Origin of the sequence: Schleiferilactobacillus perolens DSM 12744 (genome assembly GCF_001435585.1) — a bacterium.
GTDB classification, from domain to species: Bacteria; Bacillota; Bacilli; order Lactobacillales; family Lactobacillaceae; genus Schleiferilactobacillus; species Schleiferilactobacillus perolens.
This window is the reverse complement of sequence record NZ_AZEC01000014.1, coordinates 1-12,450: the sequence shown is the minus strand read 5'-3', so window position 1 is coordinate 12,450 and position 12,450 is coordinate 1. Positions and strand designations below refer to the sequence as shown.

The window sequence follows — 12,450 nt, the reverse complement described above, 5'->3', positions numbered from 1 at the left end:
TGTGGCAGATAACGTAATTCCGGCAAAAGTCGGCGAATTTACACTTAACTTCAAGAACAAGTTCGAAATCGATACCAAGGGGTCCAAGGATCCGACTGATATTACCAATGCAACCTTTGCACCATTGGCAGCCGGCATCAATAACTTTACGCCGACCTTGAACGAAACAACGGCGAATGATGTCTATTACAATGGCGAAGGTTATGGATCCACTGACGTCACTGGCAAACGTCTCCAACTGGCTTACACAGGCCACCGGTTGGAAGGTGACCCAGCTCAGGACTATATTGCAAGTCACTTGCTTGATCTTGGTGACGATCTCAAGACTTTAGCACGTTGGACACAAGCTGATGGTTCTACTGTTGTTGGCCAGGTTACTATCAGCAACATTGTTACTTCTGGCGGCGCTCCAGGTGCCAAGCAGACAATGTCCTTCACTTTGGCATTTAACGGCAAGCCCGTTTATACCCCTGCGGTCCCAAAACCGTAACGGTGTCTGGGGTATCTCTGACACCGGCAACAGCGAGCGTAAAAGTGGGAGCAACCACAGCATTAACGGCTACAGTCAGTCCCGAAGATGCGACGGACAAGTCTGTTAGTTATGCATCTAGCAACACATCAGTTGCTACTGTCAGCCCAAGTGGCGTTGTAACCGGTGTGTCTGCCGGCTCTGCCACTATTACCGTAACAACGAACGATAACGGTAAGAGCGCCACCTCGTCCGTGACTGTAACTGCGTAATAATGATTTCATGTCGCCTTCGAAATAGGACAGTACGGCATAGCCGGGCGGCTAGATTGGAGAAAATTATGAGCAATGTGATCAATCTTGATGATGTACTCGCAACCAAACAGGATTTGACATACAAGGGCAAAACATACACGTTTGAATTCTCAGACAAGATGCAGCAAGCATTGAACGACACTTGGGTCAAGGCTAACGCCTATGCTAATCAGTTGACTGATGAAGAGAAGAATGGCAGCAAAACTGCTGACATTGACCACAAGCCTGTCGAACAACAGCTGGAATATGTACGTGGCGCCCTGGCGAAGCAGCACGAAATCATCATGGAATTCTTCGACCAAACAATTGGTGAAAATAAGGCCAATCAGCTATACAATGACCTGAATCAGAGTACCAATGGTTTGATGTTCGTTCTTGGATTGGTCAAGCGCGCAGCTGACAAGGCCATTAAGGACGCCGAGACCGCTGAATACCCAGCATTTGATGGGAACGAGGACAATGATTAGTCTCACAAAACCATTAGCTTGGCAGTGGGCCTGTAAAGGCCGTATTTATCGAGTGAATCTGGCCTTTGATAATGTGTTGCGGTGGTACGACTTGCTTGACCGACAAGATAAAACCGACGCTGAAAAAGGGGTCCTGGGCTGGCATATGTTTATTAATGCAGACAGTGTAGGCCCGGCCGATCGGCTTAAGGCATTGGAATGGATCAATCGCTATATTGGTCAGCAGCCATATCACGATACGTCTGAGGACGATGGAAACATTCAGATTCCCGGTGAAGCACCAATGGATTACTTTTCGTACAGTCAGGACGCACCGGCAATCTGGTCAAGCATTCGCGCATATTATGGGATCGATTTAGAAGAAGAACTCGGCAAGCTGCATTGGCACAAGTTTTGTGCCATGTTAGACGGCTTGCCGAGTTCTACTTACTTTATGCGGATCGTTGATATTCGGCGGCGGGCACGGACTGGTTTAGAGGGCCAAGAACTCACTAATCTGGTCAATCTGCAGAACTACTATGTTTTGGATAAATATCGTAATGCCAAGCATTCTGCAGATGCAGCCGATTTCTTTGCGGCTTGGGCAGCGAGCGCAATCAAAAAGTAGTGGAAGGAGGTTAAACGATGGCAGACGGTACGATTTCGATTGAAGTGGCTCTTGAAGGCAAAGACAAACTCATCAGCGACACACAACAGGCCGATAATATTTTGAAAGACTTCGGTGATCAGGCCGGCGATAAGATGGATGAATCCATAAAAGAGAATACTGACAAAGCCAAACGAACACTGGCAAGCTTTCCCAAAGAGGTCAAGACCGAATTGATTGCTGAGGCCAAGGATGCCGGTATTAAGAACTTTGACGCCATTTTGAAGCAGTTGCCTAAAGAGCGGCGCGTGGACTTGCTGACGAAGGTTGAAGATGGAAAAGCGATTGACTTCCAGAAGTTGATTAAGTCGCTACCCAAGGAAGTTCAGTCCGAAGTCAAGGTGAACGATAGGGCGACTCAACCGCTTAAAGAGGTTAAGCGGGCTCAGCAAAGTATCCCGGAACGCAAAGAAACCACCGTCAAGGCCAATGATGAAGCTTCCGCACCGTTACGTCACATTAAAAGTGAAGCCGATGACACGGCCGGACACGTCAGTCATTTGGGTGAGATTGTCAAAGGCACCATGATTGGCAATATGGTCAGCAATGGCCTTCAAAACGCGTTTTCTGCAGTGAAGAATGCCATTGGCGGTGCGATTGAGCAGGCCAAATCATACTCATTGGCCCAAGAGACAATGAATGCCACCTGGACAACCCTAACAGGCAATGCTCAGGAAGGGCAGAAAATGGTCGATATGACCAACCAAATGGCTATTGCGGCGAACAACGCTACTGATATGGTCGACGGCCTGAATCAAAAGTTTTATGCAATTAACCACAGTGCTGATAGTACAGAGACCCTCACCAAGTCTGTACTGACGCTGCAAGATGCCTTTGGTCAGACGGATGACGCTGTCATGAACTTTGGGACGCAGTTTGCCCAGATGATGGCCAACGGCAAGGTCGGCGCCCAGGATATGATGTCGTTCGTCAACACATTCCCGGTTCTTCGTACCAATCTGTTGAAGACTGAGCAACAAATAACGCATAACAGCAAGCTCAGCATGGCCCAGATGAACGATATGATGTCCGCGGGCAAGATCAGCAGCGAAACAATGGAGAAGGTGTTGCAGGACACCGCCAAGCAGTACAGCTCAGCCACTGCGAACTTCGGCAAGACAATCCCTGGTATGACACGGACCATTAAGTCTCAAATGCCCGTGCTGTTGAGTGCGATCAGCGACCCATTAACGCACGCTGCCAATCCAATTGTTGGTGCCATGACTGAATGGGTTTCATCTGCCAATACCAAGAATGAGTTTAAAACTGTTGGTCAAACATTCAGTGACGGCTTGAATCGGACAATTGGCGCATACATGGGCAACGGCAAAGGCGCTGCTTCATCCATCATGGATAATCTTGATGGGCTGATTCAAAAAGTGAACAACGGTATCAAAACCACGTTTGATTTTTTAAGTGATCACGCCGGTTCGATTAAAGGAATCACGGGCGATGCATTCGAATTGTCCAAGATTATTGGTGGGACGGTCTGGTCAGTGGGCTATGAGATGTTCATGGGCTTGGCTAAGGCGTTCGGTCTTGTCAATGAGAATAGTTCAAAGGCGCAGGGACCGCTAGAGACCATCAAATCTGTAATGGATAAACTTGTCGCGCACAAGACAGAGATTCAGAATCTGACCAAAATCTGGTTGGCGTTTTTTGCCATCAATAAAATAACCAGTTGGATCAAGACCGTTAATGCTGCCCGTAAGTCGCTCATGGAATTGGGTATCGTCCAGAAAATGTTTGGTGGTGGCGGTGGCATCAGTCTCCCGAGCATTGGAGGTGCGGCAAAAAAAGGTGCTGACATACCTCAGGCTGCAGAAACAGTGGCAGAAACCACTGGCAGCAATAAAGGACTATTCAACTGGGCCAAAAGACTATTCACACGTACTAAGGGTATTACAGCCGGTACTCAGACTGTAGCCGCCGGCGGCGACATAATGGAAGACTTGGGCACAGTCGGTAACACTGCTTCCAAGTTATCAAAAGCTGCTGGCGCAGCCAAGGGATTGGCAGGCATTGGCACGGCCATCACATTACTGTCGTCCGTTGGGGATATTTTGGGATCAACCCATAAGACGATCGGCGGTAACGTCGGCAAGGCTGCAGGGTCTAGTCTCGGAGCCTGGGCCGGTGGTGCAGCGACTGGTGCCGTAGTCGGTACTTTTGCTGGCCCAGTTGGCACAGCCGTTGGTGCTGGCTTGGGTGCCGCTGTGGGTGCTGCCGCTGGCTCTTCTGTCGGCAAAAAAATTGGTAAGAATATCCAGAACGGTGTGGAGTCGGCTTTCCATCCTAAATTGAACGATGGTGTATCTAAAGCCACCGATAAACTTAAGGGTGGCATGAAGTCGTTCGTTAAATCTTATCAAGGCGATATGAACAAGATTAATGGCGATATGATCCTGCTCAGCACAGCTACTGGCAAACAAGCCGATAAGCTGCAAGCCGACATGGCGAAGACCTATGCCAAGATGGGCAAGGACGTGGATGCCTATTATAAGTCCAAAGAATCCAAGTCAAAGAAAGATTTGGATCGATTAGTCAGCGAAGGCTACATGACCCAAAAAGAGGCGGATAAGGCTTTAGCCAAAGAAAAAGACAACGACGCAAAGCGGGCTAAGAACATGAAGGGTGCTTACGCCAACATGCAAAAGGAGTCCGAACGCTACTACAAAGAACAAGCCGCGATCACGGCCAAGTATGAAAAGACTAAGACTGATGCTGCTAATAAGGTGGAAAAAGACCGTGCTAAGCAACGCGCTGCGCTAGTTAAGAATGGTGCCACACAGGCTGAGTTAGCTGAATTTGATGAGGTTACCGCTAAAAAGGTCGCGAAGGCGCGGGCCAAGGCCAAGTCTGATGAACAGAAGGATCTGGAAAAGTCTCAAAAAACGCACTTGAAGAACATGAAGAGCCTCCAGGACCAGGCAGATGCAGATACTTATCAAAATCTGAAAGTGAATGCGGGCAAGGAAAAGGACCTCTTGCAAGACTTGTCCGAGTCCAAACAGAAATTGTCACAGGCTGAGTTGAAGAGAGTCATTTCAACATCGGCAAAACAGACTGATGCTGTCATTAACGCGGCTAATAAGACCTATAAAGAAGTCAAAGATGCTGCGGATAAAAAATATAAGGCGACCACAGATGCCGCTGATAAAGAATATTACCAAAACCACACGATCTCAAAACAGCAATATCAAGATATTGTCGCCAACGCCAAGAAGCAACGCGACGATACAGTCACTGCGGCTAAGGATCAGCGCGATAAGACCGTTAGCCATGCAAAAAATCAGCACAAAGAAGTTGTCAATGAAGCAACAAAACAGGCTGGCGAACATAAAGGAGCAGTCGATACCGAGACTGGTGATGTGTTGTCCGGCTGGGATAAGTTTACAGCTGGGTTTGCACACATGTTTAACAGTGTAATTGACTTTGTTGATGGAATATTTAAGTGGATGACCGGAAAACCAACGAGTATTCACCATTGGTATCCTAAGGGTTACGCGCGTGGTGTAAACGGTTTGAGTAAAGACGAAGTGGCAGTTGTGGGTGAAGAGGGATATGAATTAGCTTACCATCCAAAATATGGGATTTACCCGGTAGGAATCAACGGACAGGAACTCTCGTATTTACAAGCCGGAACATCAATTCTTCCACACGCACAGTCTGAACAATTCATGAACATGATTGGTGGCTTGCCACACCATGCCAGTGGGGTATGGGGAACAATTGCCGATGTTGTTGGTGACGCCACGAAGTGGATTAAAAATACAGTGGGTGACATCGGTAAGTTTATTGCAGGTGGAGCATCTGGTGCATGGAAATGGATTTCAGATAAGCTGGGTATCAACAAATGGAAGACGAGTCAGAAATGGAATTCTATGAACCAAATGGCTACTGGCACTGTCAATCAAGTTAAAGACGCTTTTTTAGATAAGTTTTCCTCTTTGTTTAAAAAGAAACAATCTGAAGGGGAGGGTGGTAATGGCCCGTTGAAGTCATTGCCTGAGTTGGAAGCAATTGCCCGCCAAGCTGCCAAGATCATGGGGGTCAGTCCATCTGACCAATTTATCAAGCAGTTAGCCAACGTTGCCATGAGCGAGTCCGGCGGCAACTCCGGGGCGGCCAACCTAACTGATAGTAATGCGAAGGCTGGCATGGCATCTGTAGGACTATTGCAGTATATCCCATCAACTTGGGCGTATTACAACGTTCCTGGGCATAACAACCGGAACAGTGTTTTGGATAACTTTGTCCATTTCTTCAACAACTCTGACTGGCAAAACTCCATCGGTTACGTCACCTATCCTTCATGGGGCGGCATGTACAAATGGGACTGGAAACATGACGGCCCTATCGGTGCACCCCGAATGGGGATGGGCGGCCGTTTTACCAAGGAAACACCTGCAGTTATCGGCGAAGACGGAACAGAGTATGCCATCAATATCACCAAGGACAATGCTGATGATTTATTGGCGGCGGCGATTACGGAACGTGCGGAAACACATTCTGATAGCATTTTTGCCAAGGCACTCCAGGGGAAGAGTCAAGCTCAAGCTTCTGTGTCTGTTTCTGGCAGCAGCGCCACAGCGTTAATGGCGGCAGGACAGGCTGCAAACTACATTACCAATGGAAACGGTGGTCAGAATAATTCTGCACAGATCAGCAAGCAGATGGATACCGTTGTCGATTTGCTGACAGCTGTGGCCACATCACCTTATACGGTAGACAGTACCGTGAACATTGACGGTAAGGCACTTATCAAGCAGCAACAGAACAACATTCGGCAGGTGCTTGGTTTAGCTTTGAAGAAAGGAGGATTGCATCTCAGTGGCTTATAACATTATTCAGTATCGGGGCAGAACTTCAGATGAATTTCTGATGCATATCAATTATCCATTAGAGCTGATTCATCCAGAAGCAGACGTGACGTCGGTTTCCGTTCCTGGGGTCAATGGAGACATTGTCCAGGACAATCTGCGATATAAGAATATCAGCCAACCGATCGCATTCACAATTATTCGAAATGACAATTCGCCAAGCTTTCAACGGATCGGCCGGGCAATCACCAATTGGGTTGCTGGCAACGACTATGTACCATTGATTAGTGATTTGATACCAGGATACGAATGGGAAGCACATGTGGCGGCGGCACCATCGATGGTGGTTACCAATAACCATCAAGCGACCGTTACCATCACATTCGATTGTAAGCCATATCTTAAACGGTTAGGTGGTCAAGACTGGCAGCCGGTACCTGATACGCCAACAAACTTGGAGCGATGGTCTGCGCAGCCGCTCTGGCATATTCAGGGCAAAGGCAACATGGTTCTGACGTTGAATGGTGATGATTACAAGCTCAATGGTATTGACGACGAAGTTTACATTGATTCTGAACGATCATTGGTTTACAAAGATTTGAATGACAGTCGGGCTGGATTAGCAGTTTTTCCAAATAACGGCTTTCCATCATTGATGCCAGGAGACAATACAGTGAAACTAACCGGCGAGTATTCATTATTTGAATATCGCCCGAATTGGAGGTGTCTTGCTTGACTGAGTATTTACGTTTTCCTATTTTGTACCAACGTGCGAGTGATGACACATCCACCCTAGGATTAGGATATTTAACTGGTATCTTGACAGGTACAGTAACACGAGACGCCAATGCAGTTGCGACACTTACCTTAACCTACAATCCAGAAGACCCACTGGCAAATGAACTGCAAAAGGGACGCGTAATCCTAACCGATTGTGGGCCAGACCTGTTACGACAAAAGTTTCGCATTACTCACGTGACGAAGGCCAACAACGAAGTCACTATTGAGGCAAACCAAATATGGGGTGATCTCGCTTATGACGTTATCAGCAAAGACATATCCATGCCCAATGCCAGCCCGGCAGATTCTTTTAATGCAATTGCCAGTGCTTTGGCAGACCCGATACCCGCCCTAAACTTTAGTAGTGACATCAGCAAGGTGGCCAACATCAGCTGGACGTACAAAGATACGCAGAATGTGTTGGATATCCTCATAGGTGCTGACAAGGCTGGTGATCAGACAAACTCAATGCAGGCGCTCTACAGCGGCGAATGGGTGGCTGACAACTACAATCTAAAATTGTTACAGCATGGCGGTAGAGACACCCACATGGTCGTTAAATACGGTCGGAATATTCAGACCATCGAGCAGGACGAAGCGATTGACCAGACTTACACAGCCATCATGCCATTTGCTACGTACACGCCCAGCAGTGCAGACGCCAAAGATACCAGCACAAGCTACGACGGCGCGGGCATTGTGCAGTACGTCGGCACCGGCGGCCTCCAAATGTACGACAGTCCTTACAAAGGCCACAAGGTCGTGGGCACGATCAAAAACGGTGCCTACTACAAGGTGACACGCACGGCGACAGAAAACACAGTCAATGACAATACCTGGTACATGATTGGCACAAACAACTGGGTGGACGGTACATTTTTCAAATTCGACAAATCGGGCGCTTATATCGTTAACAATGTGTCCGGCGCAGGCACCATCACGATTGGGGATAATACCGACAGCAACGGCCTTATAGTGCCTTTCCAAGGTATGGGCTCTGTGACAAGTTATGCCGGTCCAAAGTCAATTGCCATCTGGACTTCGCCATGGGCTGACAAAAAAGCCACGGGTCAATATGTGGGTAACGGCGAGCGCTTCAAAATCTGGTACAAGGCGACGGACAATGTTAACCATGTGTGGTACAACATCGGCACCAATAGCTGGATCGATTCCACGTATTTTAGCGTAGAAAAGAACACCAATTTCGTGGTTGTCCCCGCCCGGGGTATCGTGTTGGTCAAAACAGATGATGCCGGTGGTGCACCAGTTTATACTGCCCCCGGCGGTGCTGGTTATGTGCAGCGGCATGTCGCCAAAGGGACGCGGTGGCAAGTTACCGGTGCCGCGACTGGCGGCGATGGCAAGACTTGGTATCGCATCGCCACTAATCAATGGATCACAGATGATGTGTGCGACTTCAATTCTAACGGCACCGTTACCCCAACTACCGTCGATGACAAAAATAAAGAGACCGCGCAGGCGTTAGGCAAAGTACCTATTTACCCCAAGCCTACGTACAATGTGGCACCCACTGGTCAATATCTCCAAGCGGGTACCCGTTGGAAAATCACCGCTCAGGCCGACAATAACGGAACCACCTGGTATGAAGTGGCGATTAATGAATGGGTGGATAGTAAGTGGTTTAGTTTTTCCACCGGCGAGGACGTGACACCGGTCGGTCCTAATGCTGGCGATGAAGTGGATGAAGAAGTTGCCGAAGTGACAGTCACGTTACCAGAATTATTGCTTAAATCGGATTTAGCCGCCAACGATGAACGGCTGCGGGTTTTGCCGGTGGACCTGTCGCAATACAACATCGAAGACGCGGACCGGCTCAAAGAAGTGGCACAAGCGTATATGTCGGATTACCGGATCGGGTATCCCACGGTGAGCCTGACACTCAACTATGCACAGCTTACGGGTGATTATGCCCGGCTAACGCAGATCGGCCTTTATGACCGGGTGGCCGTTGAGTTTGATCAACTAGACATTTCTGAAGATGCCGAAGTATCTGAGGTCATCTGGAATGTGGTCGCCAAACGGTACGACTCGATCACAATTGGCGAGCCGCCAATTAGTTACACGCATGAACTGCAAAAGTACCAGCAGCAACAAATCGATAAAGCCACATCCACAATCACCAAGACTCAAACCGGATTGTTTGACCAGATCCATAACGCGCTCAAATTGCAAGGCGCCGATCAGGATGCAGCCGTCCGTAAAATCATGGAAGAGCTGGGTATGCACGATACCGCTATTGAGTCGGTTAAAGCGATGATGAAGACTATCGACGATACGGTGACCGATGTCAGCGATTGGATTAAAAATCCAGGTACTGCCGTTATCCAAGCTTATCCCAATTGGCAAGCGCCGATTGAATTCCGGGTAGTTAATGACGATAAAAGTTCGATGCGGTTAAACAACCATGGCTTGGGTTATTATTCATCAAGCGGACTGGTGCGCACGGCTATTACCAGTGACGGTCGAATTGTGGCCGAAGCAATCACTGCTGGGACAGTCACTGGGCTTAAGTTGATGGGTGCGCAAATCACCGGAACCAGCAACATCAGTCTGGATGACGGCATGGGCGGCCATCGGACAGAAATAAGTAGTGCCTATGGGATTAGTACCAGCGGAACACTGGAAGTGACCGGCACCACGCGTATCCATGGCCCATTTGCGGCCGAGAGCGGGTTGACCTTGACCGGCACTCTGGACGTGACAGGGTACACTAATTTGCACGGCGATCTTAATGCATCGGGCAATATAACGGCCCAAGGAAGCTTGGTTGCTGGTGCTGCCTCGGCATTTTGGGCAGGCGTCACGGTGCACGGTTCAATCACTGGTCTGGCCGGTATCGACATCAGCCAGGGACGGAGCATCATTTATTTTGGCTCTGGCTCACTGTCCAGCGATGCCGGACACCTGGTGTGGAACGGGAAAAACATTGCCTGAGGAGGATGATGACATGAATATCAATACAATCGATTTGTACAGCGGCGGTGGTTGCTTCCGTTTTAGCGATAAAGGTTTGGGCTATTTTAAAAATGAAATCCCAGCCGTTTCGCTTGATGCGGACGGGACTATTGTGGCCGGTAAAATTAACGGCTTAACACTTGTCGGTGATGAAATTATTGGACCGTTTGGAAAGGATAAGTAAATATGCAAGTTGACGTGAAACAGGGAATGTCTATTACGGCGGCGGAACTTTCTGGGACTATTGCGCAAATGGCTGTCAAACTTGGTCAGCAAGCACTGATCATTGATAATCTGACGGCAGAAAACAACGAACTTAAGGATAAGGCTGCTAAAGAGACTGAGAACAAAATCCAGCAAAAAGTAGGTGGTGATGAAAATGGCAAACCAGATAATCAACCTAGTGGTGACGGACAACCAAGCCCAGCTCAGCAATGACTGGGTGCGGACGTATGTCGGGGATAGCAAAACCATAGAGTTACATGTTGCCGACGCCAATAGTGCTGTCAAAGATTTGACCGGTTTAACTCCAGAACTGCGCGGCACAGCAATCAATCATCAAACAATCCAAGCCACTGGTGGTATCAGTGTCACCAATGCAACTGGTGGTGTGCTCACGGTGACATTACCAGATGCCGCGGTAGCGTTATCTGGTATGATCACTGACATGCGATTGCGACTGGCGGACAAGGACAGCAACGTAGTGAGCACCTGCGCATTCGTAGTCAACATTAACCCCACGCCGGGATTTACTGAACAATTTCCACAGGCCGTTGATGCAATCAGTGAAGCCGTCAAAAAGCTTATCGATACTACCAACTCAGTGGGAAACATTGGGGATGGTGCGCAGACAATCATTGATGCTAAGGTCAAGGATCTCACCAAGCAAATCGATGATTGGAAAACGTCCACCATGGCCGACAGTTTGCAGCAGCTTACCACGGCAACGGGATCGGCTAACACGGCCGCTACCACAGCCAATCAAGCAGCACAAGCAGCACAAGCACTGGTTGCTGATATTCCAACTGATCCAAAATATCGTGGTCCGGTTGGTCCCGCTGGCAAAGATGGTACAGGTATTCAGCTCAAGGGTTCGGCTGATTCTGTCGACAAGTTACCCACAACGGGCAACACAGCCGGCGATACTTATCTGGTCGCTGGACATTTATACATCTGGAAAGACAACGCTTGGAATGATGCTGGTCAGTTACAAGGCCCTGCTGGTGCTGATGGTAAAAATGGTTTGAATGTATGGCTGTACAATTTTGACCGTGGTGCAAACCAAATAAATTTTTACTGGTCAGATTTATCACCAGAAACAAAAACAGATAATGTTCCCCAAGTTGGAGACGCCGTAATTGACAAGACCGGAAATGTTTATCAAATCACCCAATCCACTAACACAGGTGATGCATTAACTGGTGGAGGCACAGCATCTTTTGGCGATGAAATAATTAACATCAAGGGTGCAACTGGCGCACCTGGCACGAAAGGCGATACTGGCAATACTGGTGCTACTGGTCCTGCTGGCCCTGCTGGTGAATCTGCTTATCAAGTATGGCTGGACGCTGGCAACACAGGTACAGAAGCCGACTATTTAGCATCACTAAAAGGTGCAACTGGCCCAGCTGGAAAAGATGGCACCACGCCAGACCTAACGCCTTACTTAAAGTCAACAGATGCCGCAGCAACCTACCAAACCGCAACTCAGGTTCAGGCCGCTTTAGATGCCAAGATTGTGCCTGTTGCTAATGAGACAACAGCATCTAGTAATTCTGCGACAAGCCCCACTGTTCTCTATCTTGTGCCGGAGGCGAGCTAATGCCAATTTACTACGGTGGTAAAAAGTTACAGTCACTTTATTTTGGTGGCAAGAAGATTGCCAGCGCTTGGTATGGTGGCCAATGTGTTTATAGGTCATTAACCTTTTTAGCAACCCCAATACAAATTTGGCAGTGGACTGCACCGAACGGTG

At 48.4% G+C, this 12,450-nt stretch carries 10 protein-coding genes; all 10 read left to right on the top strand.

Annotated features, from left to right (window positions below; genetic code table 11):
* Window position 1: 1 nt before the first annotated feature.
* Entirely contained in the window at window positions 2–490 is a 489-nt protein-coding gene (locus FD09_RS12490; protein ID WP_235812293.1) for a phage tail tube protein, read from the top strand.
* Window positions 491–492: 2 nt separating this feature from the next.
* A complete protein-coding gene (locus tag FD09_RS16035) occupies window positions 493–741 on the top strand; it encodes an Ig-like domain-containing protein (RefSeq protein WP_268873296.1) in 249 nt (82 codons plus the stop codon).
* Window positions 742–809: 68 nt separating this feature from the next.
* Entirely contained in the window at window positions 810–1,250 is a 441-nt protein-coding gene (locus FD09_RS12485) for a hypothetical protein (RefSeq protein WP_057821900.1), read from the top strand.
* Complete coding sequence (locus tag FD09_RS12480) at window positions 1,243–1,857, top strand: Gp15 family bacteriophage protein (RefSeq protein WP_057821898.1); 615 nt, start codon at window positions 1,243–1,245, stop codon at window positions 1,855–1,857. The genes FD09_RS12485 and FD09_RS12480 overlap by 8 nt, the downstream gene beginning before the upstream one ends.
* Window positions 1,858–1,874: 17 nt before the next feature.
* Window positions 1,875–6,740, top strand: a complete 4,866-nt coding sequence (locus FD09_RS12475; protein WP_057821896.1) for a tape measure protein — start codon at window positions 1,875–1,877, stop codon at window positions 6,738–6,740.
* Complete coding sequence (locus FD09_RS12470; RefSeq protein WP_057821894.1) at window positions 6,730–7,455, top strand: phage tail domain-containing protein; 726 nt, start codon at window positions 6,730–6,732, stop codon at window positions 7,453–7,455. Before FD09_RS12475 ends, FD09_RS12470 begins: the two co-directional genes overlap by 11 nt.
* Window positions 7,452–10,454: a phage tail spike protein gene (locus FD09_RS12465; protein ID WP_057821892.1), complete on the top strand. Its 3,003-nt coding sequence runs from the start codon at window positions 7,452–7,454 to the stop codon at window positions 10,452–10,454. Before FD09_RS12470 ends, FD09_RS12465 begins: the two co-directional genes overlap by 4 nt.
* Before the next feature lie 13 nt (window positions 10,455–10,467).
* The gene (locus FD09_RS12460; protein WP_057821889.1) at window positions 10,468–10,659 is read left to right on the top strand and encodes a hypothetical protein; all 192 of its coding nucleotides are present in this window, start codon (window positions 10,468–10,470) and stop codon (window positions 10,657–10,659) included.
* Between the two features lie 2 nt (window positions 10,660–10,661).
* A complete protein-coding gene (locus tag FD09_RS12455) occupies window positions 10,662–10,913 on the top strand; it encodes a hypothetical protein (RefSeq protein ID WP_057821887.1) in 252 nt (83 codons plus the stop codon).
* Entirely contained in the window at window positions 10,855–12,297 is a 1,443-nt protein-coding gene (locus FD09_RS12450) for a BppU family phage baseplate upper protein (protein WP_162261517.1), read from the top strand. Before FD09_RS12455 ends, FD09_RS12450 begins: the two co-directional genes overlap by 59 nt.
* The last annotated feature ends 153 nt before the right edge of the window (window positions 12,298–12,450 follow it).

Bases quoted from the DNA above. Each gene is read 5' to 3' on its own strand.
- FD09_RS12450 (WP_162261517.1), top strand. From the start codon at position 10,855: ATGGCAAACCAGATAATCAACCTAGTGGTGACGGACAACCAAGCCCAG.
- FD09_RS12460 (WP_057821889.1), top strand. From the start codon at position 10,468: ATGAATATCAATACAATCGATTTGTACAGCGGCGGTGGTTGCTTCCGT.
- FD09_RS12480 (WP_057821898.1), top strand. From the start codon at position 1,243: ATGATTAGTCTCACAAAACCATTAGCTTGGCAGTGGGCCTGTAAAGGC.
- FD09_RS12485 (WP_057821900.1), top strand. From the start codon at position 810: ATGAGCAATGTGATCAATCTTGATGATGTACTCGCAACCAAACAGGAT.
- FD09_RS12455 (WP_057821887.1), top strand. From the start codon at position 10,662: ATGCAAGTTGACGTGAAACAGGGAATGTCTATTACGGCGGCGGAACTT.
- FD09_RS12475 (WP_057821896.1), top strand. From the start codon at position 1,875: ATGGCAGACGGTACGATTTCGATTGAAGTGGCTCTTGAAGGCAAAGAC.